Genomic DNA, 26,967 nt, shown 5'->3' on the forward strand with positions numbered 1-26,967 from the left:
AACGGTGGATAAAAAAAGCAGATTCACAAGTTGGATTGTAATATTTTCGCTTATTTACATTATATTTCTTGAAATTGTTGTTAAACCAAAAATAATGGCTGTTGGCGGAAAATTTGTCACACCTGTTGAAACAACTTATTATGATGGCATAGAAACGGAGTTTGTACTTTTGAAAGATGAAACGCCTTTCAACGCCGCCAGCGTAAATGAACCTATGCATTATGATGAAGGCACGCGTCTTGGATTTGGTGAAATAAAAGCGGGAAAAACAACTTCAAATGAATATGCACTACTCTCAAAAAGACTACAAGATATAAATGATAGAATATCAATTTATAAAAATCAAATTAACGACATAGACAAAGAATTAAGACGCTCGATTATAAATGGGAATTACAGTCTAGCGGTTGATCTTGTCGGAAGTTTCTCATATCAAAATAATGAGAGTGTGGGGCAAATAAATGTTGAGGACCTTGAAAAGGAAAAAGCGAATATAACAAATCAAATAAATCACATGGCGGGCGAAATTATTTGGAATCCGCCGGGAATTATAAGTTATACGTTGGACGGTTTTGAGGATTTGAAAAATGAAAGTTTGTACTTAACTTCAAGGGATGAGTTCAAATCTATATTAAATAGACCGGTTGTGAAGAGTTATTCAAGAGACTTTAAAATCATTGATAATTTTAAAGCTACGGCAATGTTTTACGCTCCGAATAACGGAAGACTTAAAGAACTCGATGGCAAGTATGTTACTTACAGCATCGACAACTTTAATACATTTGGAAAAGGCATCGCATTGGTGCCGGCTGATTATGACAAAGAGGGCGTTGCCGGTATTTTTATAAACAGTCACATCGAAGACATATATCAAATGAGAAAAGGTAAGATTAATGTTATTTTTGATTCTGTCAAAGCTTTAATTATTCCAACCGGAAGTCTAATAAAAAAAGATGGCGTCGTTGGAGTTTTAGCAAGAGATGTAAATGGTATAATTCAGTTTAGGCCGGTCAAACTTTTAAAACGAGAAGCGGAAAAAAGTTATGTTTCCCAAGGGAATGAAAAGGGAATGATAAATGTAAACGGTGAGGATGTACTCACTTTACAATATTATGAAGACGTCGTTTTGAGGCCTGACCCTGACATGATCGGTCAAATTTTTATAAGAAATGAATTTAAATAGTGCTTTGGAGGTGGTTATTTGACAATAAAAGACAATGTTAACGAAGTTAGAGAAAACATAGCAAAAGCCGCTTTGAGAGCCGGGAGAAATCCCGAGGATGTAACCCTTTGCGCAGTAAGTAAATATATTGATGTACCAAGGATTAAAGAAGCGCTGGAAGCAGGCGTAACTGTTCTTGGAGAAAACAAGGTACAGGAACTTGTTGAAAAGCTTCCGCAATTTTGTGAAGATGTAAATTTTCATATGATTGGACAATTGCAAACAAATAAAGTAAAATATATAATAGACAAAGTTAAACTTATTCATTCGCTTGACAGGATGAGTTTGTTAAAAACTTTGGACAAGGAAGCGAAGAAAAAGAATATAATTTCAGATACATTAATTCAAGTGAATTTGACCTCGGACCCGAATCGTGGCGGTGTCTCTGTTGAAGAATTGCCTAAGTTTGTCGAAGAAGTTGGGAAATATTCATCTATAAGAGTTAGAGGTTTAATGTGCGTTGCACAGAATGTAGATGATGAAAAAATAATTCGTGAAGATTTTAAACGAATGAGACTAGAATTTGAGCGTTTAAAGTTGTATAATATATATAATGTTTCTGGCGAGATTCTTTCTATGGGTATGAGTCATGATTATGAAATAGCTGTAGAAGAAGGTGCTACACTTGTTAGAGTGGGTACCAGAATTTTTGGAAAGAGATAAGGAGGAACTATGAGCATTTTAGATAAGATGAAGAATTTAATCATCGCTCCGGATACGGATGAAGAATACGAAGAAGAATATGTAGAAGCTGAAAAACCTGTTGTTGAAAAGAAAGTTTTTACAACAACACAAACACCGGCTACAAGACCAAGTGTGACAACTCAAAGAGCTGCTGTTTCAACAAGAACAGGGGCACTACCTTTTAAGATTCAAATTCAAGACCCACTCAAATATGACGATGCACCAAAGATTATCGATAAATTGATTTTAAATGATGCAGTTGTGGTTAATTTTGAGCACTTAGAACCTGAACTAAAAAGACAAGTTTTTGATTTTATCAATGGCGGAATTTATGCAATCGAAGGCAGAATTCAAAAAGTTACACAAGACATTTTTATTCTTGCACCAAAGGATGTAGCTATTGAAGGTATAAAAGAAGAAATTCTTGAAAGTGGCTTGTATTCTTGGTAGAAGAGTTATCCTTTCTAAACAAGGAAGAAGTGTCTTTTTATAAGATGCTCGAGGAAAAGGTTCTTATATCAAATCGAAGAAATTCATATGAAGAGACAGATTTTTTAGATCCATTTTGGCAAAAGATGTTGATTTCTATTGCCAACAAATATGATGGGGTGTCTGTTTCTTTTTTCGGTGCTTTCAATAATGCGGAAAGATGTGTAGGTGTTATTTATAACGACTATTTGCCGGTGCCAATAGAAGACGAGTACATGAGCGTGCTTGCTTTTGATTCTAAGTTTGACGATGTCAAGCACAAAGATGTATTGGGGAAGCTTATGAGCATGGGCATTGAAAGAGAAACGGTTGGAGATATTATATTTTATAAAGATGCTTGCTTTTTTAGTGTGAAGAAGTCCGTTGAATCATTTTTGTTATCTCAGTTTCAAGATATAAGGAGACACAGCGTGAGCCTTTATAGCGTTGACGGCGAAGGACTAAAGGTTGTTGAATCTGAAAAAACGACAGAGGTTATTATCGCTGCATCTTTACGTGCGGATTTACTTGTTGCAAAAATTTATAATATTAAAAGAAATATAGCTACATCTATGATATCAAAAGGTTTGATGAAGCTTGACTATAGAGTTTTTACAAGAGGGGACAGGCAAATCGAACTTCCGGCTCTTATTTCTCTTCGCGGATATGGCAGAGTTTATGTCGATGAAGTAGTTGGGAGGACAGGAAGTGACAACTTGAAAGTTAAATTACGTCGGGAGGTTTACAGTTGATATACTTATTTGTTATTTTATTTGTATTATTGGATCAGGTTACTAAATTTGCGGCATCCAAGTATTTAATTCATAATTCAATAAAAATTTTTGACTGGTTTAAACTAGATTATGTTGAAAATAGAGGAGCGGCATTTGGATTTCTCGATGGGAAACAAACATTTTTTATTGTTGTAACTGTTTTTGTTCTAGTATTTTTAGCATTTTTTATTTACAAACACTATTCTTCTCTTTCTACGCTTGAAGTTTGGGCATCTATTCTTTTGTTTTCAGGAGCGATTGGAAACCTCATTGACAGAGTTGTTCAAGGCTATGTTATTGATTTTATCTCAGTTAGAATTTTTAATGTGTATGATTTTCCGGTTTTCAATTTTGCAGATATTTATGTAACATTTGCAGTTATTGTTTATTTATTAAGTGCTATAAGTCATGAGAGAAGTTAGTTTTACCTATTTGCAAAATGATGAAAACAGGGTTGACAAATATTTTGATTTATTTGGATTTGACTCGCGTTCTGAATTTCAGTCTATTATAAAAGACGGAAATTTTTTTGTTAATGGGAAAAAAGAAAAACAAAATTATAAGTTTAGAGAAAATGATATTGTTAAAATTATTTTTCCCGAAGAGATAAAACAAAGCACTGAAGGAATTGATGTTCCGATTCTTTTTGAAAATGAAAATATTATTGTTTTAAATAAACCACCTTTTATCGCTGTTCACGGTGCTAAAAGTTATTCCGGCCCGACGCTTGTCGATTGGCTCTTGGATCGAGGTTATAAACTTAGTGACGGGGAAGATGATACAAGGCCGGGTGTCGTTCATAGACTCGATGCGGACACAAGCGGAATTATAATTTTTGCAAAAAAAAATGAATCACATTCGATATTAAAAAAAGATTTTCAGGAAAAGAATGTGTCGAAACATTATTTTGCTATTTCAAACGGAGTTTCAAAGAGTGATGAGTTTACTATTGATAAGCCGATTGCAAGAAGCAAAAATCCGGTAAAGATGGGAATTGTTAAAGGTGGAAGAAGGGCAGTTTCAATTGTAAAGAAATTGGATGGGAATGATTTTTTTACACTGTTTGATGTGAAAATTATCACCGGAAGAACTCATCAAATTCGCGTTCACCTCGCTTCGGAAAATCTTCCGATTTTAGGGGATAAAGTTTACGGAATGAAACGTGAAAGAATTAATGTTTCAAGACAAATGCTTCACGCACATTCGATTGAATTTTTTGAGCCGTTAACTCGAGAAAAAATAAAAATTGAAGCACCTATTTTTGATGATATGAAAGAAGCATTAAAAAAAGCCGATTTATCTATCGATAAAACGACTTATATATAATTATAATTTAATTGGCTCGACAGTAATTGTTTTGAAGTCCTTGTATGTTACAAGTCCCGGTTTTGCACCGGGTATTTTTTTTACGTTTTTTACTTCAGTATAGTCGATATCAGATTTTATTGTTTTCCCTGAAAGAGCTGCGGCAAGGGAAGCACAATAAACAATATCTTCTTCGGTAACTGTTTCATTCGCAGACGACAAAATCACATGTGTGCCGGGTTCATTTCTAAGATGGAACCAAAGGTCACTTTTGTGTGCAAGTTTGTTTGTTAATTCATCGTTTTGAATATTGTTTCGTCCTGCACGAACAACAAGTCCACTCGGGGATTTAAATTCTCTGAATTTAAGTTTAGGCTCACGTATCTTTTTCTTACTTTTAACTTTGAAATATCCGCCGTCAATAAGTTCTTTTCTAATTGCACTTATTTCGTCGATGGTTTCAGTTTGTCTCAAATTTAAAAGTACGCTGTTTAAATAGTAAATCTCATTTTTTATGTGGGGTATACGCTTTTTTAAAACTTCTTCTGTGTTTTTTAGTTTGGTATACTTATTATACATCTTATCCACATTTTGTTTCGGAGAAAGTGTTTCGTCAATATTAAGAGTAATCTCGGCATTGTCTTCACTATAAAAATTATTAACGATGATTTTTTTATCACCTTTTTTTATTTTGTAGATATTCGCTGCAAGAAGATCAGCCTTTAACTTTATCGACTCACGGTCGCTTGCTTTCAACATATCTTTTTGATTGTTTGCCAGTGCTCTTTCAAGACTTTCAACTTTATTTTTTATCTTCTTCTCGAGTTCGTGAATTCTTGAAGCTTGAAGTTTGAGAAATGCACGATTTTCGTAGAAAAATTTAACTGCATTATTCATCGAGTCAAATATCTTTTTATCGTGTGGACGCGGAGTGTCGAACGGTAAAATTCTAAATGGCTTGTCGTCTTTTAGAAGCACAGTTGGAGTAAAATCATTATTTAAAATTCTATTTTTAATCACAATTATTTCATCGACGACTCTATTTTTGTCGGTGTCATCTAAGCTTGAATAATTTATATTTTCATCAAGATTTAATTTGAATAAAATGTCCAGCACAATATCCGGACTAAAACCTTCAAAATATCTATAGAGCGACTTTGAAAGTGGTTGAAGAGCATTTTCTTCAAGCACTTTTTTTATATCCTCAAAATCCATTTTTAAAATATTTTTCTTGTCGCTCACCGGAAGAGTGTATTCTTCTTTTGGAAGGACAAGGCGAACGCTGCTCATGTCGGGATAAACTCTTATAAGTGCATCCAAAATATTTCCGCTTTTTGTTTCATACAAAATCAAATTTGAATATTTTCCCATAATTTCAAAATTAAGGGATACTTTATCCAAATCAAAAACGTCGCCAGCGGTATCAAAATCAATTGAGATGACTCTGTCGAGACCGATTTGCCTTATGCCCGAAATCTTTCCGTTGGTTAAATATTTTCTAAGAAGCATCGTAAACATTGGAGGTTCTTTCGGATTGTCAAATTTATTTTTTGTCAGATAAAAAGCAGGGTTATCTGCAGAAAAACAAAAATATAAGGACATATTTTCACCTTTGTTTCTAAGATATATTATTATATCTCTGTTTTCTTGATAAATTTTATCTATACGTGCATTCAAAAGCTTTTCCTGCATTTCATTTTTTAAAGCATATAGTGATACGCCGTTCATGCTCATAAAAATCACCTCGTTGTATATTATATAAGATTTTAGTTTTTACATCAAATATTAAGAAAAATTAATATTTCGTTGAATAACTAACGGCTATCCTATATAATATAAGTAGAATGAAAATAAACAAAGGAGTTATTATGAAAAGGTGGTGGAATGTGATGTCAAAAGGTTTTTTATTAGTTATATCAGGGCCATCCGGAGTTGGCAAAGGAACAGTTTGTGATGAATTGTTGAAAGAAGTTAATGACGTTGTTATGTCGGTTTCTGCAACTACACGCGATATGCGTCCGGGCGAAGTTGACGGCGAATCTTATTTCTTCGTTGACGACGAAAGATTCGAGGAAATGGTTGAGAACGAAGAGTTTTTAGAACATGCGAATGTACATGCACACAAGTATGGTACCCCAAAAAAATTTGTATTTGATAAAATCAAAGACGGAGAGGTTGTCATTCTTGAAATAGATGTTCAAGGTGCACTTCAGGTCAAGAAAGTTTATGATGAAGCAGTATTTATTATGCTTCTTCCGCCGAGCATGGTCGAACTAAAAAATAGAATTGTCGGCAGAAAAACGGAAACAGAAGAAGCAATAAATCTTCGAATGAACAATGCTTTTAAAGAACTCGATTTTGTTACTGACTACGATTATTTCGTTGTTAATGACACGGTTCATGAGGCGGTTCAAAATATAAAGTCAATTATTGATGCAGAAAAACATAGAGTAAAGAGATTTAAATATATTAAAGAGAAAGTGTTAGGTGAAAAAGATGTATAATCCATCGACAAAAGTTATAGGTGAAAATGAAAGCCGCTATACACTCGTTATGGTGGTGGCAAAGAGAGCACGCCAATTGGTTGCAGGTTCTCCAAAAAAAGTGGAAACGGATTTAACAAATCCGATTTCAATTGCGCTTGAAGAAATGAAGGAAGGCAAGATTAGTTTCGAGGAGAGTAAATAATGTTTGAGGGCAAGAGGGTCGTTCTTGCTGTTACAGGCGGCATTGCGGCATACAAATCAATTTATCTTGCAAGTTTACTCAGAAAAAAAGGTGCGATTGTCGAAACCATTTTAACTGAGGCCGCACAAAAATTCGTCACGCCTGTTTCCTTTAACGGAGTTACGGGGCACGGAGTTTACTCGGACGGTTTTCAAAATATAAATGACGAAATTCCGCATATTTATCTTTCGAAAGCGGATATGATTATTGTTGCTCCTGCTTCAAAAAATGAAATTGCAAAGCTTGCATGCGGTATGGCGGACAATCTTTTGACGAGCACGATAAGCGCGACGAAAAGTCCGGTTTTTATTGTGCCTGCAATGAATACAAACATGTATTTGAATCCGATTAATCAAGAAAATCTTAAAAAGCTTAAAGAAATCGGATATATTATTATTGAACCGGTTAGCGGAAATCTTGCTTGCGGCGATGTCGGAATCGGAAAGATGAGAGAGCCTGATGAGATTTATAATTTCATTTCGGATTATTTTAAAAACGCTGAAGACGATTTTTATCGCGGTATGAATGTTATTGTGACCGGAGGACCAACAATTTCGAAACTCGACCCGGTAAGGATTTTTACAAATCAGTCGAGCGGAAAGATGGGCGAAAGAATATGTGAAAGTCTCATAAAGAGAGGTGCAAACGTCACATATATAAGTTATAAAAAGCCGGCGAACGAAAGAATAAATCATATAAAAATCGAAACTACAGAGGATATGCTCGAGGAAATAAAAAAGAGAATGAGCGAAAATAAACTCCTTATCATGAGTGCAGCACCGCTTGATTACGAATTCGAATCATATCACGATGAAAAGATTAAAAAAGGCGAGGCGCTAACTTTTAAAATGAAGAGAACGCCGGACATCTTAAAGACTATAAAGCCGTACAAAGGGGATTTAAAGGTGATCGGTTTTGCAGCTGAGAGCGAAAATGCGTATGAATATGGATTGGAAAAGCTCAAAAATAAGGGAATGGATATGATTTTTATAAACAACATTTTGAAGGACAATGTTTTCGGCTCGGAAGAAAATAACGGCATCATGATTTCGAAGAACGGCGAAGAAAAGAAAGTTCCTCGAATGGATAAAAGTCTCATCGCAGATGCAATTCTCGATTTTTTTAAGGAGCAAAATTAATGTATATCAGTGTAGTTGTAAATAAAAGCAACGATGCACTTGATAAGTCTTTCAGTTACACAGTTCCGAAAAATCTTGAGAGCGAAATAAAAAAATATAAGCGTGTAATTGTTCCATTTGGAAGGGGCAACAAACCGCTCACCGCAATAATAACTGAGGTTTTTGACAAAGAGCCGGAATTTGATTTTAAATTGAAGGACATCATCTCGGTTGTCGACGACAAGCCGTTTATAAATGATGACGATGCAGATGTCGCCGGTTATATTTCGAAAATAACAGGAGCAAATTTTGTGGATTCTCTGAAACTTTTTTTCCCGCCGGTGAGTTTTGATTCGATTCTGACGGGATATAAAAAGAACACAGAATTTGATGATTCGGGTATTTTCTCAAATGATTTTTTAATCGACGAGGAAAAAATCCGAGAAAACAGAGAAAAGCTTTTGAAGTGGGAAGACGATGGGCTTATAAGACAGTTTTTTAAATTGAAAAATGAGCCGAAGATTAAAACGGAAAAAGTTTTGGTTTCAACCGGAAATATTTCGGATGATTTGACTGAAAGACAGAAAGAAATTTTTAAAGAAATTCAAAAGAAAAAATACACTAAAGCTCAATTAAAATCTACTTTTGGTGTGAGCGACAGCGTTATTAATCAATTACTAAAAAAGAATCTGGTAAAAGTAGTGGAAGTAGAAGTCGGAGATTTAGAAGATGAGAGTGAATCTTATCTCAAAATTTCTCTAAATGCTGATCAGCAAAGAGTTTATGACGGCATTTTAAATGAATATAGAAATAAAAAACAAAACAATTTTTTACTTCGTGGAATTACGGGCTCAGGTAAAACAGAAATCTATCTTCAATTGGTTGAAGAGGTTTTAAAGGAAGGGAAAAATGCAATTATTCTCGTTCCGGAAATAGGGCTAACACCTCAAACGGTGAGAAGATTTAAAGGGCGTTTCAAAGAAGATATAGCAATAATCCATTCGAGGCTAAATAAAACTGAGAGGTTCAGAGAATGGATGAAAATAAAGAACCAGGAAGTTCGAATAGTCGTCGGTGCGAGAAGTGCGGTTTTTAGTCCGCTAAAAAATATCGGTATAATAATAATCGATGAAGAGCACGACAGCTCATACGTCTCGGGGAAAACTCCGAGATACAAGACGGTTGATGTTGCGAGATATAGAGTAAAAAAAGACGACGGAATACTTCTTCTTGGAAGTGCAACTCCGTCAATCACGACATATTTCGAGTCGAGTAAAGGACTTTTCAGTCTTTACGAACTCGACAAGAGAGCGAACGGTAGGCCGGTTCCTGAAATAGAGGTTGCGGATATGCGTGAAGAGTTAAACGAAGGGAACACTTCGATTTTCAGCTTAAAACTTTACGAAGCAATATTGGACAATCTCGAGAAAAAAGAACAAGTTATACTTTTCTTAAACAGACGTGGATTTTTCGGCTCGGTTTCTTGCAGAAGCTGCGGTGAAAGCATTAAATGTGAACATTGCGACGTTTCTATGACATATCACAAGCGAGAAAATCTTTTGATTTGCCACTATTGCGGTCGCACGAAAAGATATCCTGAAAGTTGTCCGGTTTGCGGTTCGAAGAAAATCAAGGAGTTTGGAATCGGTACAGAACAAGTCGAGGATATTACGAGAAAAACTTTTCCTAATGCACGAGTACAAAGAATGGACAGAGACACGACTGCAAGAAAAAATGCACACTCGAATATTTATAACGAAATGAACGACGGTAAGATTGACATATTGATCGGCACACAAATGATTGCAAAGGGGCTCGACTTTAAAAACGTGACACTCGTCGGCATTTTGGCGGCAGATATGACACTTAGAATTCAAGACTACAGAGCGCCCGAATGGACATACAGCCTTATAAGACAGGTCGCAGGTAGATCCGGGAGAGGTGACAAAGACGGCAGAGTAATTCTTCAGACTTACCAACCGGACCACTATGCGATTGATTACAGCGTGAAGTCATCGTATACCGATTTTTATAGAAAAGAAATACTGATAAGAGATGAATTTAAGTATCCGCCATTTTATAATATAATTGTTCTGAAAAACGAAGGGGCGGACAATAATAAGACATATAATGATTTAAAAGATATTTATGATAAGGTTTATCTGGAGCTCCAAAGAGTGAGGATTGATGCGGTTGTGCTGCATCCAAATCCTTGTCCGATTTCAAAAATTAACGGAGTTTACAGATGGCAGTTTATGGTGAAGGTGAGACCGGAACTTTTAAACAACATGATTGATTATATAAACAGTTTGGAATTAGGGGATATAACAGTAAATGTGGACCCTATAAATATGATGTAAGGAGATTTTATGGCAATAAGAAAAATAAGAATTGATGGTGACCCGATTCTTCGCAAAATATCAAAGCCGGTAAAGGAGCTCAACGATAAAATTTATGAGCTAATAGACGACATGGTGGAGACTATGTTTCACGAGCAAGGCGTTGGAATTGCAGCAGTTCAAGTTGGAGTTTTAAGACGTATAATCGTTATTGACCCTGAACCGGAAAACGAAGACGGCGATATAATGGTTTTGATAAACCCTGAAATTGTCGAGTCGAGCGGTGAAGAAGAAGGCCTTGAGGGCTGTCTTTCAATTCCGGGCAGACGTGGAATTGTGCCGAGACCGACTTATGTTAAAGTAAAATATGTAAATGAAGATGGCGAAGATGTGGAGTTTGAAGCTCGAGATTTTGTTGCGAGAGAACTTTGTCACGAAATTGATCACATCGACGGCATTTTATACAAGGATAAGATGATTGGAGATTATGAACAGTAGTATTGTATTTTTCAGCTCAACTGACTTCGGAGCTTCGATTTTAGAAAAACTTATTGAAGAAAATGAAAATGTTGTTGCGGTTGTGACGAGAACGGACAAGGTGAGAAAACGTGGAAACAAGGTTGACATGACACCTGTAAAAAAAGTTGCACTAGAACATAATATCGAAGTTTTGGAATATGACAGAATCGATGATGAAGGAAAGGCAAAACTTAAAGAAATTTCGCCGGACTTTTTTGTCGTTGTCGCATATGGAGCGATTTTAAGTGAAGAGGTTTTAAATATTCCGAAAATTTCTCCGATAAATATTCACGCATCGCTACTTCCGAATTTAAGGGGAGCAAGTCCGATTGAATCCGCAATTTTACTGGGGGAAAAGAAAACCGGAATCAGCTATATGAGGATGAATAAAGGACTTGACACCGGAGATGTCTATAGAAAAATTGAAGTTGAAATTTCTGATACAGAAACGTTCGATACACTGAATGAAAAACTTTTGAATGTAACGAACGAGTCGATAAATACGATTTTAAAAGATGTTTCGGAAGGTCTTGAACCGATTCCACAAGAGGGCGAGAGTTCGTATGCGAAAAAGATTTTAAAAGACGACACGATAATCGATTTTTCAAAAAATGCGGTTGACGTAAAGAATATGATAAATAGTCTTTCAACGCATATCGGTGCGGTTGCTTTTATCGAGTCAAATCGGTATAAGTTTTTTAACGCAAGGACTACGGATTTAAAACTTGCACCGGGTGAAATCAAATGCGACGGAGGCAGGATTTTTATCGGTGCTGGAGATGCGACGGTTGAGATTTTAAATATTCAAGCACCGGGCAAAAAGAGAATGGATACAAAATCGTTTTTACTCGGAAATAATTTAGAGGGTTTTGTGGATGGCAAAGATAATTAAAAAAGAAACACCGACAAACGACAGAGAGATTATCTACAATGTTTTGTATGATTCAATAATAAACGGCAGATTCTCAAACGATGCACTTAGACGTGTTAAAAGTGAGCACATGCCTTTTATTACAGACACGGTTTACGGAGTCATAGAAAGAAAGATCACTCTTCAATATATTTTGGACAGTTTTTCAAAGATGAAGAAAAACAAGATTCAAGACGAAGTCAGGATTTTGATTTATATCGGCATTTATCATCTTCTTTATACGAATACAAAATCGTATGCTGCAATCTATGAGGTTGTGGAGATGGTAAAAAAGAAGACTAACAAAGGCGCAGCAAGTTTTGCAAACGGGATTTTGAGAAGTGTTCAAAGAGAAAAGAATAAGATTTTAAAAGATATAGAAAACTCCGACTTTTCAATAAAATATTCCGTGAGCGAAGAATTCATCAAGCTTCTAAGAGTGAATTTGAGTGATGAAGAAATCGAAAGTTTTTTAAAACACAGCTTTGAAAGTCCACTTGTTCACGTTTATGTGAGAAGAAATGAAGAAGATATTTTAAAGACACTAGATGAAAATGCAATGAATTACACCAAAAAAGATGATTTTATTTTTATAAAAAATTTCAATCGAAATGCACTGAAGCCATTTTTTGAAAAAGGTGACGTGGCGATTTTGGACTATTCGACCTCATTCATAAGAAAGGCATTTTCAAATGAAAAAACAAAAAATATAAAAACGGCGATAGACCTTTGTGCGGCACCTGGAGGGAAAACACTTCTCGTTTCGGATGCGCTCGGCTCTCCGAAAATCGTTTCGGAGGATATAAATGACACACGTGTGAATCTTCTTTTGAGAAATATAAACACATGGGGGTTAAGCAATGTCGTTGCAAAACTTTCAGACGCGACGGAATATGAGGGCGGAACCTATGATTTGGTTGTCGCCGACGTTCCGTGTAGCGGAAGCGGTGTTATAAGAAGACGTCCGGAGCTTAAATACAAGATTGATAAAAGTTCCATCGATGAGTTAAACGTTACGCAAAAAAAGATTCTTTCGAATGCAAAAAATTATGTGAAAGACAACGGATATATAATTTATTCGACTTGCTCTATTTTAAACCAGGAAAACGAGGATGTGCTTAAATATGCAGAGCATGAACTCGGAATGGAAGTTTTGTGGCACGAAACATTTATGTTAAACGAAGAACATGAAGGATTCTTTGCAAGTTTATTAAAAGTGAGATAATATGATTTATTTAGATGATTTGGATTTTTTAGAAATGGAAAAATTTGCCGAAAAACATGGACTGCAAAAATATAGAGCCGGTCAGATTTTTTCGTTTATTCATAAAAACAAAGCCAAGTCGCTCGATGAGATAACAGTTTTAAAAAAAGATTTACGTGAGAAACTGAAAAACGAATGCACACTTACGGAAGTAAAAATAATTCATAAAGCGGTATCGAAAATCGATGACACAATAAAATATTTGCTCGAACTTCCGGACGGAGAAATTGTCGAAGCGGTTTATATGGCTTATGAAGATAGAAAATCTATATGTATTTCATCGCAAGTCGGCTGCAATATGGGGTGCATTTTCTGTGCATCGACCAAAGGCGGAAAGGCAAGAAATCTTACCGCAGCTGAGATGCTCAGACAAATTTATGAAATTGAGAATGAAAACGGTCGCATAGAAAATATTGTAATTATGGGGCAGGGCGAACCGCTCGATAATTTCGAAAACTTGGTTAAGTTTTTAAAAATTATAAGTGATGAACGAGGGGCTGACAAGTCTCTTCGAAAAATAACGGTGTCGACTTGCGGAATCCCTGAAAAAATTAGAGCACTTGCGGATTATGATTTTCCAATCACTCTTGCACTTTCACTCCACAGGACAACCGATGAAGAGAGAAGCAAGCTCATGCCGATAAATAGAGCATATAATATCGAAAGTGTGATGGATGCTCTCTCGTATTATTACGAAAAGACGAATCGAAGGATTTCATTTGAATATATGGTTATTGGTGGAGAAAATGATTCGCCGGGCGATGCAAAGAGAATTAGGGAATTTGCAAGACGGATTCATGCTCACGTGAATATTTTGGAATTAAATCCAATTAAGGAATACAGCGACGGCGGCAAGAAAAATGCCGCGAGGGAGTTTTGTGATTTACTCATGTCAAACGGAGTGAACGCAACATTTAGAAACAGTAGGGGTAAGGACATTGACGGAGCTTGCGGTCAATTGAGACGCAAGTACAAGGAAAGGAATTGTTAAATGATATATAGTGCTAAAAGCGATGTCGGCAAAATACGGCCGAACAACGAAGATGCTTATTTAATCAAAAATGAAAACGGACTATATGTTTTTCTTGTTTGTGACGGTATGGGAGGTCACAAAAAAGGCGAAGTTGCCAGTCAGATGGCAAGAGATTTTGTGGAGGAATTTGATTTTTCATTTGACGGCAAGTCTGACGATGAAATTCTTCAAATACTAAGAGACCTCGTGAATAAAGCCAACATAAAAATTTATTTGAAAGGCAAGAACGACGACGAAATGCGCGGCATGGGAACTACTTTCAGCCTTGCGGTTTTGTATAATAAAAAAATTTATTACGCACACATAGGCGACAGCAGAATTTATGTTTTGAAGGACAAGCTCATGATGATTTCGAAGGATCACACCTTGATTGGCGAACTTATTGAAAAAGGTGTAATTTTAGACAGCAAGGATAGGGCGGATTTGAAAAATTATATAACTCAAGCCCTTGGATCCTCATCAATTGTTGAACCGGCAATCGGTTCGATTGATGCAACCGATGTCAAAAAGATTTTTATTTGTTCGGATGGCGTTACGACTTATCTTGATGATAAGAGCATTGAAAAGTTTGTTGCATGCAAAAAAAGCCCGCAAGAAATTGTCGACGCAATTGTTGATGAAGCGTTAAAACTTGGCGGAAGAGATAATATTACCTGCTTGATTGCAGAGATCGGAGATTAATATGGAAATTGGTACTATTTTACTTAATAGATATGAAATTTTGGAGCAAATCGGCGAAGGCGGTATGGCGACTGTTTATAAGGCAAAATGTCACACGCTCGACAGATTGGTTGCAATAAAAGTTCTTAAAAGCGAATATGCTGAAGATGAAGAATTTGTGAAGAAGTTCATGATGGAATGTCAGTCTGCGGCAAAGCTGAATCATCCAAATATTGTAGGTATTTATGATTTTCACGAGATAGAACTCGATGGAAAACCGGTCTATTTCATTGTTATGGAATATATCGACGGTATCACATTGAAGGAGCTCATAGAAAAGAAGGGCTTCATTCCGGAAGAAGAAGCAGTGGATATTGCACTTCAAATTTTGGAAGCGCTTAAAGAAGCTCACAGCCATGGAGTTATTCACAGAGATATTAAACCACACAATATTATGATTTCAAAAAGCGGCATTGTTAAGGTGACGGATTTCGGAATTGCAAGGGCAACTTCAAACCACACAATGACAACTACGATGGATGCAATAGGCTCTGTTCATTATTTCAGTCCGGAACAGGCACGTGGTGCATTTACTGACCAAAGAACGGATATCTATTCATTTGGTATTGTGTTCTATGAAATGCTCACCGGTAAGCGTCCGTTTGTAGGTGAAAACCCGGTCACAATTGCGATGAAACATATTCAAGAAGACATAACTCCTCCGGGCGAAATTAACGAAGATATTTCCGAAGGCGTCGAAAGAGTTGTCTTGAAGTGCACTATGAAAAAACAAGCGGAAAGATATCAAAATGTCGATGAAATCATCACCGACTTAAGGAGTACGGCGGGTTCAAAGAGAACTTTCGTGCCAAGCGATGTGATTGATGATTCGCTCGATCAAACAAGAGTTATACCGACTGCGGAGATTGATAAGATGGTTCAAAAGAATAAAAAGGTTAAGATCAACAACAAAGACGATTATTACGACGATGATGACGATTATGATGATGACGACTATGACGATGATGATTATTATGACGACGACGATTATGATGACTATGATGACGACGGTAAGCATAAAAAACTCGGTATTATTCCAATAATTCTCGGAATTTTAGCGGCATTTGTTTTGACGACAGGACTTTATCTTGGATTCACAAAGTTAAAACAAATTCAAAAGGATTCAACGGTTCAAGAGATAGCACTTCCGAATTTAATCGGAATGACAGAAGCAGAAGCTAGAAAAGCTGTTCAAGACATGGGTTTAAAACTTGAAGTTAAGAGCGAAACGACAGATTCATCAAAGCCATATGGTGTTATAAGTCAAGATCCGCAATCAGGCATGACTGTAAAAGAGAATAGCACAGTGTATGTAGTTTTGAATGTCGACTCAAATTCAACGAAGATTGATTCGTACGTCGGAATGAAACTCGAAGAAATTGAAGCCAAAGTCAAGGAACTTGGATTAAAAATCGAAGTGGATTATGTCGACGACGATTCGGAAGAAAACACTATTATCGCACAAAACCCGATAGCAGGTTCTTCAATAACTGAAGGTGACACACTTTATCTTTCTATTTCAAATGGAAAAGGCAGTGAAGATAATCTTGTTCCAAATGTTTTGGGAATGACTTTTGACGAAGCTAAGAAGATGCTTGAAGAAAAGGGCTTAGTTGTCAAAGACCCTGTATATGTAGCTTCAGAAGAAACTGAAAAAGACAGAGTTATCTCTCAATCGATCGAAGCAAATAAACCGTTTGAAAATGGAGATACTATCGAACTTAATGTTTCAAAAGGACCGGAAGAAAAGCCGGAAGAAAATGAACAAAATCAAAGCGAACAACCTACTGAAGAAAACAAACCGGATGAAAAACCTGCAGAACCTGAAAAACCAAAAGCTAATACAACAAAATTCAGCGTTGCAGTTCCACTTCCATCGGATGTGCCTGAAAGCGTTGTAAAACTTGTAAAAGTTGTTGACGGAAATCGTGAAACGGTTTATGAAAACACTTTCTCAAAAGATGAAGAAGTCGCTTATATAAATCTTAAAGATCAACCGGTCGGTGAAATTTTGGAACTTTATATAAATGATGAATTCGCAGAAACCTTTACGGTTCAACAAAGATAATGAAAAAAGCTGTAATTAAAAGTGTTTCAGGTGGAATTTTTACAGGAATTGGTGAAGAACACGAAGAAGTTGTTCTTCACAGTCCCGGTAAAATAAAAAAATTCGGTAAACTTTTGGTAGGCGACATCGTTTATTATGACGAGTCGACTGAAAACAATACGATTATTGAAGTTGCTGAGAGAAAAAATGAATTTATAAGACCCAAAGCCGCAAACATCGACGTTTTTCTTATCGTTCAATCGATTGATGAGCCGAGATTTGACAGATATTTGATCGATAAACTCACGGTTTATGCTTTTAAAGAAAAAACGCACCCTATTCTTCTTGTGACAAAGGCGGATTTGAATGAAAAGCTGGCGGAAGAATTATATAATGAATACAATTCTGTCGGAATAAAAACTTTTTTGGGTCGAATCGAAAACAACAATTACGATGAAATTTTTGAATATTTGAGCGGAAAGATAGTCCTTCTTGTTGGAAACAGCGGTGTTGGGAAGAGCACATTTTTAAACAATGTGCACGGATATGATGTACAGCGAACAAATTTTATTAGTAAAAAATTGGGTCGTGGTAAGCACACCACAAGACAGGTCGAAATTTTTCCAATTGACGATTTTTATCTCATTGATACGCCGGGCTTCTCAACTCTTGAACTCGAAACATTGGATGAAGGAGAGAGGTTGGCGGATTATTTTCCGGAATTTCAAAAGTATAAAAGTGAGTGCAGATTTAACACTTGCACGCATATAAACGAACCGGGATGTCGAGTCAAAGAAGCGTTGAAAGATGGAGAAATATGTAATTTGAGATATGAAAGTTACTTGAGATTATTTAAAGAGTTGAAGGAGAGGAAAGAAAAATGGTAAGAATCGCACCGAGCATATTGAGTGCAGATTTTCTAAATCTGGAAAAAGATATTAAGATGATGGAGAGTGCCGGAATTGATTTGTTTCACATGGATATTATGGACGGAATGTTTGTCCCTAACATCAGCTACGGCCCGATGATTTTGGAACACATAAAAAAGATTTCGAATGTGGGAATGGATGCGCATTTGATGATTATGGAGCCGAACAGATATTTCGATATTTATCAAAAAATCGGAGTTGAGTATCTCACAATTCATTCAGAAGCTTCGACTCACCTTGAACGTGATTTGTCTCAAATCAGAAATCTCGGCATGAAGTCAGGCGTTGCACTAAATCCTGCCACATCTGAAGAAGCAATCAAATATGTTCTTGAAGTGGCTGACATGGTTCTTGTGATGAGTGTTAATCCGGGATTTGGTGGACAAAAATTCATCGCATCGCAATTAAAGAAAATCGAAAAGATTAAGAGCATGATTGTAAATGCGGGACTAGACACAAAAATCGAAGTTGATGGCGGTATCGGTGTGAACAATCTAAAAGATGTTGTTGATGCCGGAGCTGACATTGTTGTTAGCGGTTCATCTCTTTTAAAGGGCGACTTTAATAAAAACTATCAAGCATTCAAGGATGTTTTAAATGGCAAATAAAGCTCTTGTCGTCGGTGCTTCAGGTTTTTCAAAAAAATATATCAAAAAAATAATTGCCGACTATGACTTTGTGATTGCGTGCGATAAAGGTGCTGAAGCATTTTACGGCACGGATATGGAGTTTGATTTATGTATTGGCGATTTCGATTCACTCGATAAAAATGTTAGAGAATATTTTAAATCGAAAGATACAATTAAGTATCCGGTCGAAAAAGATTTTTCTGATCTCGAGCTTGCAATAAACTATTTAATTGAAAAAGATTTTCAAAGAATAGATTTTACAGGTGTTTTGGGTGGAAGGCTTTCGCATGAGCTCTTTAATTTAGGCCTATTTCTTAAAATAAAGAAAGAGGGTAGGCGTGTATCCATAAGAGAAGCAGCTACGAGATGTGACTTTCTTTCAAATAACGAAGTTCTGAATATTCCGAAAGGCCTTGAGGTGTCGGTCGTTCCTTTTTATGATGACGATACGACAATAAGCATGAAGGGATTTAGATGGAATCTAAAGGATAAAAAAATAAACCGTGGCAGCACGCTTACACTTAGCAACTACACGGTTGAGGAAGGCTATATCATGGTAAAAGGGAATCCCGTTATGGTTGTGATAGAGCCTATTGAGAAAAAAATTCAATAATAAATAAAAAAGACCCGTAGAAATAATTTTTCATAAAACCATTTCTATGGGTTAATTTTATGCATCTTGGTTAACTTTTTTAAGACAGCTTGCGCAGACTTTTATTCTCTTAGGAGTTCCGTCTTCAACAATTCTTACTCTTCTTAAGTTAGGAGCCCAAGATTTTGCTGAATGTCTGTGAGAGTGGCTTACTTTTTTGCCAAACATTTTACCTTTTCCGCAAATTTCACATACTTGTGCCATTGGTAATACACCTCCTTATGATTAACATATATATTTTACAACAAATATTAATCTAAATCAAGTCTTTTTCGAATTTTTTTACTTGATAAGTAAAAAAAAATGATGTATAATGATAATAGAATTAACAAAAAAGGAGAATTAATAATATGACTGCAACGAAAAGAACCGAATTTGGTTCAATAACAATTTCAGACAATGCTATAGCAACTATTTCAGGTTTGAGTGTCATGGAAACATACGGCATAGTAGGAATGGCTGCAAAAAACGCCGCAGACGGTTTTCTCGAAATGTTAAAATCTGACAATCTCACTAAGGGAATTAAAGTTAATTCGGAAGGTGACGATTTGTCTTTAGATATATATATAATTACTCAATATGGAGTAAATATTTCCGTTGTTGCGGAAAATCTTAAGGAAAAAGTTCGTTTCAACGTAGAAAAATATACCGGACTTAAGGTGCCTGAAATAAACCTTGTCGTTCAAGGAATCAGGACCAATAAGTAGGAGGCGGCATGACTAATATTAATGCGGGCATGATGCGCAATGCGATAAAAAGTGCCATCAAAAACTTAGATGTAAATAAAGAAATGGTTAACTCCCTGAATGTTTTTCCGGTTCCTGACGGAGATACCGGGATTAATATGTTTCTTACAATAAAATCAGCAGGCAATTATGCTTTGGCAGAAGAGACAACTCACTGTGGTGAACTTTCGCGAGCTCTTAGCAAAGGTGCACTTATGGGTGCAAGAGGAAACTCCGGCGTTATACTTTCGCAAATTCTTAGAGGATTTTATATGGGAATTCAGGATTTCAAGGAACTCGACGTAAGAGCGATAAAACGCGGCTTTGAATCTTCAAAAGAGATTGCTTACAAGGCGGTTATGAAGCCTACTGAAGGAACAATTTTGAGCGTTGTAAGATATATGGCTGCCTTTGCTGTTTCAAACCAAAGTAAGTATAGCGACACAATCGAATACCTTGAAGCAATATATGCGGAAGGTGAAAGAGCTCTTGAAAAGACTCCTGAAATGCTTCCTGTTTTAAAAGAAGCGGGAGTTGTGGACTCCGGAGGAAAGGGACTTCTCGTTTTGATGAGGGGTGCTATTGACGGTCTTAAAGGTGAAGAAGTCCAATACACTGCTGAAGTTGTAGAAACAAAAACACAGAAAGTTGTGTTTGATGAAAATATTAAGTTCGGATATTGTACTGAATTTATTATTCACACCGACAATACAGACCAACATGACGCAGACACGCTCAAGGAAGAACTTTTGAAGTTTGGAGATAGTCTTGTTTGTGTTAAAGTTGAAGATATTATAAAAGTTCACGTGCACACGAATCATCCGGGAAAAGCTCTTGAGCTTGCACTTGAAAGAGGATATTTAACCGGTATTAAGTCAGACAATATGAGGCTTCAAAATGCTGAAGTAAGACGTGCACATGAAGAGGAACAACAAAAGAAATATGAATCTTTAAAGGCACAGGACGCTGGACCTCAAAAAGAGTATGGATTTGTTGCTGTTGCATCAGGCGATGGTATTATGAGTGTGTTCAAAGATTTCGAAGTAGATGAAATCGTTTCGGGCGGACAAACTATGAATCCGAGCGTTGAAGATTTAACCAAAAAAATCGAAAAGATAAATGCAAAAACTATTTTTGTGCTTCCAAATAATTCAAATATTGTTTTGACGGCACAAAAAGCTGCTGAAGTTTCTGACAAAAATGTTATAGTCATACCGACAAAGACAATTCCACAAGGCATTTCAGCAATGATTAATTTCGACTTTGATTTGGATCTTGATGACGCAATTGAGACGCTAAATGATGCTATAAAAGCTGTTAAGAGCGGTTCAATAACATACGCTGTGAGAGATACCACTGTTTCAGGCAAGAAGATAAACCAAGGCGATTACATGGGAATTTTGGAATCGGAAATTGTATCTTCGAGCGAAGACATCTATGAAACAGTTCTTGAAACTTTGAAAAAAGGAATAGATGAAGATTCTTCTATCGTGACGCTATATGCCGGTCAAGATGTTACCGAAGTACAAATGGAAGAGCTTATAGAAAAACTTGAAAATGAATTTGATGACATTACGATCGAAGGCTTAATGGGTAATCAACAAGTTTACTATTATTTGATAAGTATTGAATAATAAAGGGCCGATTTCGGCTCTTTATTTTAATTTGAGGAGATTTTTTGGAGCTTAAAGACATAAAGAAAATCGGTCCGAAAAGACTTGAGGGCCTCCGAAAATTAAATATTACCGACATAAATGATCTCGTCTTTTATTCGCCGAATTACTATGAGGACAGAAAGACTCTGGTGCGTGTAAAGGATTTGGATTTCGAAAAGAAACAGCTTGTGCATTTAAAAATTGTTGCGGGACCGGCAAGGCGAAAGACGGCAAGCAATATGACGATGGTTTCGTACAATGCGACTGACGGCGAAAGACCGGTTGAAATTGTTTTCTTTAATCAAAGCTTTGCGGTTTCTTATTTTAAAAAGGGGCTGTCTTATTATATTTTTGGAAAGCCTAGTATTTATAACAACAGAGTGAGCTTTTCAAATCCGATTTTTTCGCAAGTGAAGGGCAAAGACCTTGGAGTCATAGTTCCGATTTATCCGCTTAATGCCACGATTACAAATAAGATTTTGCGTGAGTCGATAAAAGCGGCACTCGACAATTTTATGGATATAAGACTTTTGCCGGACGAAATTGTAAAAAAATATAATTTCTTGAGTATAAAAGCGCTCCTTCGCATGATACATTTTCCGGAAGAGATTGAAAAAGCGAACTATGCGATAAAATCAATGGCTTATGTAGAAGCGTTTTTGTTAAATGTTATGAAATATTCGAATTTCAGCTTTACAAAAAAATCCAAAGGAAAAGTTATAAGGGACACGAGTGAAGAACGCGATTTTCTGAGGGGTTTGCCGTTTCTTCTGACCGAAGGGCAAAAGGATGCAATTGTCGATATTAAACGCGATTTGGAAGCGGATTATTCGATGAATCGCCTCCTTCAAGGGGACGTCGGCTCGGGGAAGACTGTTGTCGGACAATATATGGCGATAAAGACGGTTGCCGGGGGAAGACAAGTTGCTTTCATGGCGCCTACAACACTTCTTGCGGTTCAAAACTATGAGAAGCTTAAAACATTTGCGGATAAATTTAATATGAACTGCGAACTTTTAATTTCGAAGACAAAGAAAAAAGACAAGGAACGTATATACGAAGAAGTTCAAAACGGAAACATCGACATTCTTGTCGGTACGCATTCTCTTTTAAACGAGGACATAAATTTCAAGGATTTGGGTTCGGTAATTATCGACGAGCAACATCGCTTTGGAGTAAATCAACGAAACAATTTGATTGAAAAGGGCAACGGTACAAATGTTCTTGTTATGAGCGCAACTCCGATTCCAAGAAGTCTTTCGATTATTCTTTACGGCGATATGGATATTTCCGAGATAAAAACAATGCCGGAGGGAAGGCAAAAAATTGACACTTATGTGCTGACGGAAAAAGAAATGGACAGCATAAACAGTTTTGTTCGGCGTGAACTTCAAAACGGTAGACAGGCGTACTATGTTTGTCCGCTTATCGAGGAGAGTGAGAAGTCGGATTTAAACTCAGCGACGGAACTTTATGAAAGATTAAAAGAAGAATTCACCGGAAAAAATGTGGCACTTTTGACAGGGCGAACTGACGACGAAGAAAAAGAAAAAATCATGACCGACTTTAAAGACGGTTTAATAGATGTTCTCGTCTCGACAACTGTTATAGAAGTCGGGATTGACGTGCCTAATGCAACGACAATTGTCATTATGAACGGCGAGAGATTCGGTCTTGCACAGCTACATCAGCTTAGAGGACGCGTGGGCAGAGGTCAGTATAAAAGCACGTGTATTATTGCTCACAATGCAAAGAATGATGAAACATACTCAAGGCTTAAAACTATTGAAAGAAGCAACGACGGATTTTATATTGCAATGGAGGACTTAAAGCAAAGAGGACCCGGAGAAATTTTGGGTCTCAAGCAAAGTGGTGCACAGAAATTTAAATTTTTGGATTTTGAGACGGATTTAAACATTGTAATGAGAGCGAAAAATGATTTCGATGAATATATAAAAAATGCAAGCGAAGCTGAAGTGACGGAGCTAAAAAACAATGCGGAGCTTTTGCTCGGGAAAATAGAAAGCGGTGTACTAAATTAATGAGAGTTATTTCGGGAAAAAACAGAGGAACAAAACTAGTAGCACCTGAGGGAATGACGACACGACCGACGGACGACATGTTAAAAGAAAATATTTTTAATTTAATTGGACCTATAATGCCGGAGTCAAGCGTTTTGGATTTGTTTGCGGGTTCCGGTCAAATCGGCATCGAATTTTTGTCCCGCGGTGCAAAGAGTGCGGTTTTTGTGGACAACAATATAAAGGCGATAAATTCTATAAAACAAAATTTAGAAAAAACAAAACATATTGAAGATGCAAAAGTCATTAAATCCAATGTAAATAGTGTATTTTCAAGACTATCGGGGGAGAAATTTGACTATATTTATCTCGATCCGCCGTATGATGATAAAAAAAATTTGCTGGAAGTGTTTAATATTATTGAAAAATCTGATATAATAAAACTAAGCACGGAAATTATTATTGAAACGGTAAAAGATTTTTCAATTTCCAATGTGAATATAATAAAAGAGCGTGTTTATGGAAAGAGAAAAGTTTTAATTATCGGAGGTAACTATGATAGCAGTTTATCCGGGGAGTTTTGATCCGGTCACAAATGGACATATAGACATTATACAACGTGCGGCAAAACTTACAGATACATTATATGTAGCTGTACTTACAAATCCATCCAAAAAGCCGTTTTTCACAGTTGAGGAAAGGATTAGCCTGCTCGAAAAAGTGACGGAAGATATTCCTAATGTTAAAATTGAACCTTTTAGCGGATTACTGATAGATTATGCAGAAAAAATCGGTGCAAAGATTATATTTAGAGGATTGAGAGCTGTGTCGGATTATGAATACGAGTTGCAAATGGCTCTTGCAAACAAAAAATTGAAGGGCGACACAGAGACATTATTTATGGTTGCAAACTCGAAATATTCATTTTTGAGTTCAAGTTTAGTAAAAGAAATCGCAACATTTGGCGGTGATTTAACCGGAATGGTTCCGGATTTTGTTATAAGTGAAGTAGAGGCTAAAATAAAGAGGAGGTAGCTAAATGGATGTTTTAGAAATTATAGATTCCATTGAAGATTTAGTTGAAGGTGCAAAACCGGCATTTTTCAGCAACAAAGTTGCAGTCGGAAGAGAAGAAATTCTTGAACTTTTGAGTGATTTAAGGCTCAAATTGCCTGATGACATCAAACAAGCAACATGGATTAAAGGCGAAAGAGAAAGAATACTTAATGAAGCAAGAATGGATGCGGACAAAGTTATCAATGACGCAAAAGTTGAGCTCGGTCGACTCCTTTCGGAAGAAAGTGTTTTGATTGAAGCAAAGAAACAAGCAGCACAAATAATTAAAGCTGCAACAGAAAAGTCCGTTCAAATTTCTATGGGCTCAATTGAGTACACCGACAAAATTTTAAACGGCACTCAAGAAAACTTGAATAAAGTTATTGATACTCTAAATGACAATCGTCGTCAACTTGCAGAGATGGCTTCGGAAATCAAAAGAAATAATCAATAGTAAAAAATATTATGCTCGATTTAAATCGAGCTTTTTTTATAGAAATAAGTTTGTATTGACGAAAGCTTGAAAAAATAATTTAATTTAAGGACATGAGAGTTTTCGCTCTTGTGTCTTTTTTGTTGTGGAAATTTTTATGATATAATAAATATACTATAAAAAAATTAGCGAGGAATTTTATGAGAAAGATTTTAATAGTTGAAGATGAGAAGGATATTTTAAAAAGACTTTCAATGTTTTTGAGCGAACACAATTTTAATATTATCGTGGCATCGTCAATTGATGAAGTTTATGAAAAAACTGATGCTTCAATCGATCTTGCGCTACTTGATATAAATCTTCCCGATGGAAAGGGAGATGAATTAATTAAGTATTTTAAAGAACGGGATATTAGAATTATAATTACAACTGTAAAAAATGATTCAAATTATATTGCGAAAGCTCTTGATAAAGGTGTCGATGATTATATAACAAAACCGTTTGATTTAAATGTTTTGAGGGCGAGAGTTGACGCAACTTTAAGAACTGTTTGTGTTAGCGATGAGAATATTATTTTTAAAGATTTAAAAATAAATATGGATGAAGGGACAGTCTATTATAAAAACAGTCCAGTGAATTTGACTGCTCTTGAATATGGCGTGATTTCGCTTTTTATAAAGAATCCGAACAGAATATTTACACGAGAGCATCTTCTTCAGATTTTTTGGGAAGACAATGAGCAGTTTGTAAACGACAACACATTGACGACGACAATAAAGCGAATTCGAGATAAAACTTCGAAGGATCTTATTACAACTATTCGAGGAATTGGATACAGGATGGAATAATATGATTTATTTTTTTATACCGATTTCAATAGTTATTTGCTATTTTTTTATGAAAAAGCGAGAAAATAAAAGAATTGAAGAAATGGTTTTGATGATTGAAAATTTTAACAATGGAGAATATTATACTCCGATGAAGCAAGATAATTTCTCGATTTTGGAAGACAGTATTTACAAGTTGTTTTTGAAAAATGTCGAGGAGCGGGAAAATATAAAACGATTATCTAAAAGTCAAGTTGAAAATTTCGAGAATATTGCACATCAAATAAAAACGCCGATAACATCAATGCTTATTGATTTGGAATTTATAAAAAAAGATGGTGTCAATGTTTCATGTATTTCCGATGGTCTTAAAAGACTAAATTCACTTTCGGATATACTTCTAAAACTCTCGAGTCTCGATGCAAATTTGACAGAGATGAAGAAAGAAAAACTTAATATTGCCGAGATATTACAATATGCGTTTGATATTTTGAACTTATCGGATGACAGTATGAAAATAACAGAAAGTTATAATTGCAAGTCGTTCACCGGCGATTTTTATTGGATTAGTGAAGCTGTGATAAATATTTTAAAAAATGCTTCCGAAAAATCGTCGGAGATTATAATTTCAAGCTCCGAAAATCCGATTTATGTTGAGATTTGTATTGAAGATGACGGAGGGGGAATAGATAATACGGAATTTAAGAAGATTTTTAGACGTTTTTATAAATCACCTGATTCAAACGGTTTCGGAATCGGACTTAATATGGCGAAGACAATTGTCGAAAAAAACAACGGCACGATTTCTGTAAAGAATGGAGAAAAAGGTGCGATTTTTTCGATGAAATTTTATAAATGATTTTCACTTGTCACAGAAAAGTCACTTTCATTATGTAAGATTGGGTTAGTGA

Annotated in this window: 29 protein-coding genes; 27 read left to right on the top strand and 2 right to left on the bottom strand. The window is 36.0% G+C overall.

The genetic code is table 11. The features are described 5' to 3' along the window. The first annotated feature begins 4 nt into the window (after positions 1 to 4). Genes C7381_RS04245 through C7381_RS04270 form a run of 6 tightly spaced genes read left to right on the top strand, consistent with a single transcriptional unit; the run spans position 5 to position 4,473 of the window. Complete coding sequence (locus tag C7381_RS04245) at positions 5 to 1,183, top strand: biotin/lipoyl attachment domain-containing protein (RefSeq protein ID WP_133240925.1); 1,179 nt, start codon at positions 5 to 7, stop codon at positions 1,181 to 1,183. An 18-nt stretch (positions 1,184 to 1,201) separates the two neighbouring features. Next, on the top strand, positions 1,202 to 1,885 hold the full coding sequence (locus C7381_RS04250) for a YggS family pyridoxal phosphate-dependent enzyme (protein ID WP_116480011.1): 684 nt from the start codon (positions 1,202 to 1,204) through the stop codon (positions 1,883 to 1,885). A 9-nt stretch (positions 1,886 to 1,894) separates the two neighbouring features. Continuing rightward, positions 1,895 to 2,356, top strand: a complete 462-nt coding sequence (locus tag C7381_RS04255) for a cell division protein SepF (RefSeq protein WP_052085341.1) — start codon at positions 1,895 to 1,897, stop codon at positions 2,354 to 2,356. Beyond that, a complete protein-coding gene (locus tag C7381_RS04260; protein WP_116480012.1) occupies positions 2,350 to 3,126 on the top strand; it encodes a YlmH family RNA-binding protein in 777 nt (258 codons plus the stop codon). The genes C7381_RS04255 and C7381_RS04260 overlap by 7 nt, the downstream gene beginning before the upstream one ends. Beyond that, positions 3,123 to 3,569, top strand: coding sequence for a signal peptidase II (lspA, locus tag C7381_RS04265; RefSeq protein ID WP_034545357.1), 447 nt, complete (start codon positions 3,123 to 3,125; stop codon positions 3,567 to 3,569). The genes C7381_RS04260 and lspA overlap by 4 nt, the downstream gene beginning before the upstream one ends. Further along, positions 3,556 to 4,473 (top strand): RluA family pseudouridine synthase, encoded by a 918-nt coding sequence (locus C7381_RS04270; protein WP_116480014.1) that lies wholly within the window; start codon positions 3,556 to 3,558, stop codon positions 4,471 to 4,473. Before lspA ends, C7381_RS04270 begins: the two co-directional genes overlap by 14 nt. On the opposite strand, the gene C7381_RS04275 is transcribed toward C7381_RS04270, so the two are convergent. Further along, positions 4,474 to 6,186 (bottom strand): Rqc2 family fibronectin-binding protein, encoded by a 1,713-nt coding sequence (locus tag C7381_RS04275; protein WP_116480015.1) that lies wholly within the window; start codon positions 6,184 to 6,186, stop codon positions 4,474 to 4,476. A gap of 155 nt (positions 6,187 to 6,341) precedes the next feature. Between C7381_RS04275 and gmk the strand changes: the two genes are divergently transcribed. From gmk to C7381_RS04340, 13 genes are read left to right on the top strand one after another with little or no spacing between them, the layout of a single operon-like run. Continuing rightward, positions 6,342 to 6,956, top strand: a complete 615-nt coding sequence (gene gmk, locus C7381_RS04280) for a guanylate kinase (RefSeq protein ID WP_034545352.1) — start codon at positions 6,342 to 6,344, stop codon at positions 6,954 to 6,956. After that, the gene (gene rpoZ / locus C7381_RS04285) at positions 6,949 to 7,140 is read left to right on the top strand and encodes a DNA-directed RNA polymerase subunit omega (protein ID WP_034545349.1); all 192 of its coding nucleotides are present in this window, start codon (positions 6,949 to 6,951) and stop codon (positions 7,138 to 7,140) included. The genes gmk and rpoZ overlap by 8 nt, the downstream gene beginning before the upstream one ends. Continuing rightward, positions 7,140 to 8,318 carry a bifunctional phosphopantothenoylcysteine decarboxylase/phosphopantothenate--cysteine ligase CoaBC gene (gene coaBC / locus C7381_RS04290; protein WP_116480016.1) on the top strand — a complete coding sequence of 393 codons (1,179 nt, stop codon included), beginning with the start codon at positions 7,140 to 7,142 and terminating at the stop codon, positions 8,316 to 8,318. Before rpoZ ends, coaBC begins: the two co-directional genes overlap by 1 nt. Next, positions 8,318 to 10,657, top strand: a complete 2,340-nt coding sequence (gene priA, locus C7381_RS04295; RefSeq protein WP_116480017.1) for a primosomal protein N' — start codon at positions 8,318 to 8,320, stop codon at positions 10,655 to 10,657. The genes coaBC and priA overlap by 1 nt, the downstream gene beginning before the upstream one ends. Positions 10,658 to 10,666: 9 nt before the next feature. Continuing rightward, entirely contained in the window at positions 10,667 to 11,134 is a 468-nt protein-coding gene (gene def / locus C7381_RS04300) for a peptide deformylase (RefSeq protein WP_034545343.1), read from the top strand. Next, entirely contained in the window at positions 11,124 to 12,047 is a 924-nt protein-coding gene (gene fmt, locus C7381_RS04305; RefSeq protein WP_116480018.1) for a methionyl-tRNA formyltransferase, read from the top strand. Before def ends, fmt begins: the two co-directional genes overlap by 11 nt. Further along, on the top strand, positions 12,031 to 13,290 hold the full coding sequence (locus tag C7381_RS04310) for a transcription antitermination factor NusB (protein WP_116480019.1): 1,260 nt from the start codon (positions 12,031 to 12,033) through the stop codon (positions 13,288 to 13,290). Before fmt ends, C7381_RS04310 begins: the two co-directional genes overlap by 17 nt. 1 nt (position 13,291) lies before the next feature. After that, positions 13,292 to 14,320, top strand: coding sequence for a dual-specificity RNA methyltransferase RlmN (rlmN, locus tag C7381_RS04315; protein WP_116480020.1), 1,029 nt, complete (start codon positions 13,292 to 13,294; stop codon positions 14,318 to 14,320). Next, entirely contained in the window at positions 14,321 to 15,043 is a 723-nt protein-coding gene (locus C7381_RS04320; RefSeq protein ID WP_116480021.1) for a PP2C family protein-serine/threonine phosphatase, read from the top strand. It abuts the gene before it with no gap. Position 15,044: 1 nt separating this feature from the next. Then, positions 15,045 to 17,150, top strand: coding sequence for a Stk1 family PASTA domain-containing Ser/Thr kinase (gene pknB / locus C7381_RS04325; protein WP_116480022.1), 2,106 nt, complete (start codon positions 15,045 to 15,047; stop codon positions 17,148 to 17,150). Continuing rightward, positions 17,150 to 18,016, top strand: a complete 867-nt coding sequence (gene rsgA / locus C7381_RS04330; RefSeq protein WP_034545330.1) for a ribosome small subunit-dependent GTPase A — start codon at positions 17,150 to 17,152, stop codon at positions 18,014 to 18,016. Before pknB ends, rsgA begins: the two co-directional genes overlap by 1 nt. Continuing rightward, complete coding sequence (gene rpe, locus C7381_RS04335) at positions 18,010 to 18,666, top strand: ribulose-phosphate 3-epimerase (RefSeq protein ID WP_116480023.1); 657 nt, start codon at positions 18,010 to 18,012, stop codon at positions 18,664 to 18,666. Before rsgA ends, rpe begins: the two co-directional genes overlap by 7 nt. Beyond that, positions 18,656 to 19,300 carry a thiamine diphosphokinase gene (locus C7381_RS04340; protein WP_116480024.1) on the top strand — a complete coding sequence of 215 codons (645 nt, stop codon included), beginning with the start codon at positions 18,656 to 18,658 and terminating at the stop codon, positions 19,298 to 19,300. The genes rpe and C7381_RS04340 overlap by 11 nt, the downstream gene beginning before the upstream one ends. A gap of 57 nt (positions 19,301 to 19,357) precedes the next feature. On the opposite strand, the gene rpmB is transcribed toward C7381_RS04340, so the two are convergent. Next, the gene (gene rpmB, locus C7381_RS04345) at positions 19,358 to 19,543 is read right to left on the bottom strand and encodes a 50S ribosomal protein L28 (RefSeq protein ID WP_034545324.1); all 186 of its coding nucleotides are present in this window, start codon (positions 19,541 to 19,543) and stop codon (positions 19,358 to 19,360) included. Positions 19,544 to 19,689: 146 nt separating this feature from the next. Here rpmB and C7381_RS04350 point away from each other — a divergent pair, with 146 nt between their 5' ends. The 8 genes from C7381_RS04350 to C7381_RS04385 all read left to right on the top strand — a co-directional run bounded on the left by C7381_RS04350 (position 19,690) and on the right by C7381_RS04385 (position 26,915). Continuing rightward, positions 19,690 to 20,046 carry an Asp23/Gls24 family envelope stress response protein gene (locus C7381_RS04350; RefSeq protein WP_034545321.1) on the top strand — a complete coding sequence of 119 codons (357 nt, stop codon included), beginning with the start codon at positions 19,690 to 19,692 and terminating at the stop codon, positions 20,044 to 20,046. 8 nt (positions 20,047 to 20,054) lie between these two features. Beyond that, entirely contained in the window at positions 20,055 to 21,698 is a 1,644-nt protein-coding gene (locus tag C7381_RS04355) for a DAK2 domain-containing protein (RefSeq protein ID WP_245893740.1), read from the top strand. Positions 21,699 to 21,742: 44 nt separating this feature from the next. Then, positions 21,743 to 23,761, top strand: coding sequence for an ATP-dependent DNA helicase RecG (recG, locus tag C7381_RS04360; protein WP_116480025.1), 2,019 nt, complete (start codon positions 21,743 to 21,745; stop codon positions 23,759 to 23,761). Continuing rightward, positions 23,761 to 24,324 (top strand): 16S rRNA (guanine(966)-N(2))-methyltransferase RsmD, encoded by a 564-nt coding sequence (gene rsmD / locus C7381_RS04365; RefSeq protein WP_116480026.1) that lies wholly within the window; start codon positions 23,761 to 23,763, stop codon positions 24,322 to 24,324. Before recG ends, rsmD begins: the two co-directional genes overlap by 1 nt. Continuing rightward, positions 24,296 to 24,775, top strand: coding sequence for a pantetheine-phosphate adenylyltransferase (gene coaD, locus C7381_RS04370; RefSeq protein WP_034545311.1), 480 nt, complete (start codon positions 24,296 to 24,298; stop codon positions 24,773 to 24,775). The genes rsmD and coaD overlap by 29 nt, the downstream gene beginning before the upstream one ends. Positions 24,776 to 24,779: 4 nt before the next feature. Further along, the gene (locus C7381_RS04375) at positions 24,780 to 25,250 is read left to right on the top strand and encodes a hypothetical protein (RefSeq protein ID WP_034545308.1); all 471 of its coding nucleotides are present in this window, start codon (positions 24,780 to 24,782) and stop codon (positions 25,248 to 25,250) included. Positions 25,251 to 25,429: 179 nt separating this feature from the next. After that, positions 25,430 to 26,077, top strand: coding sequence for a response regulator transcription factor (locus C7381_RS04380; protein WP_116480027.1), 648 nt, complete (start codon positions 25,430 to 25,432; stop codon positions 26,075 to 26,077). A 1-nt stretch (position 26,078) separates the two neighbouring features. Beyond that, entirely contained in the window at positions 26,079 to 26,915 is an 837-nt protein-coding gene (locus tag C7381_RS04385) for a sensor histidine kinase (protein ID WP_116480028.1), read from the top strand. Positions 26,916 to 26,967 lie beyond the last annotated feature (52 nt).

It is taken from the genome of Ezakiella coagulans (assembly GCF_003096635.1).
In the GTDB taxonomy this organism is placed as follows: domain Bacteria; phylum Bacillota; class Clostridia; order Tissierellales; family Peptoniphilaceae; genus Ezakiella; species Ezakiella coagulans.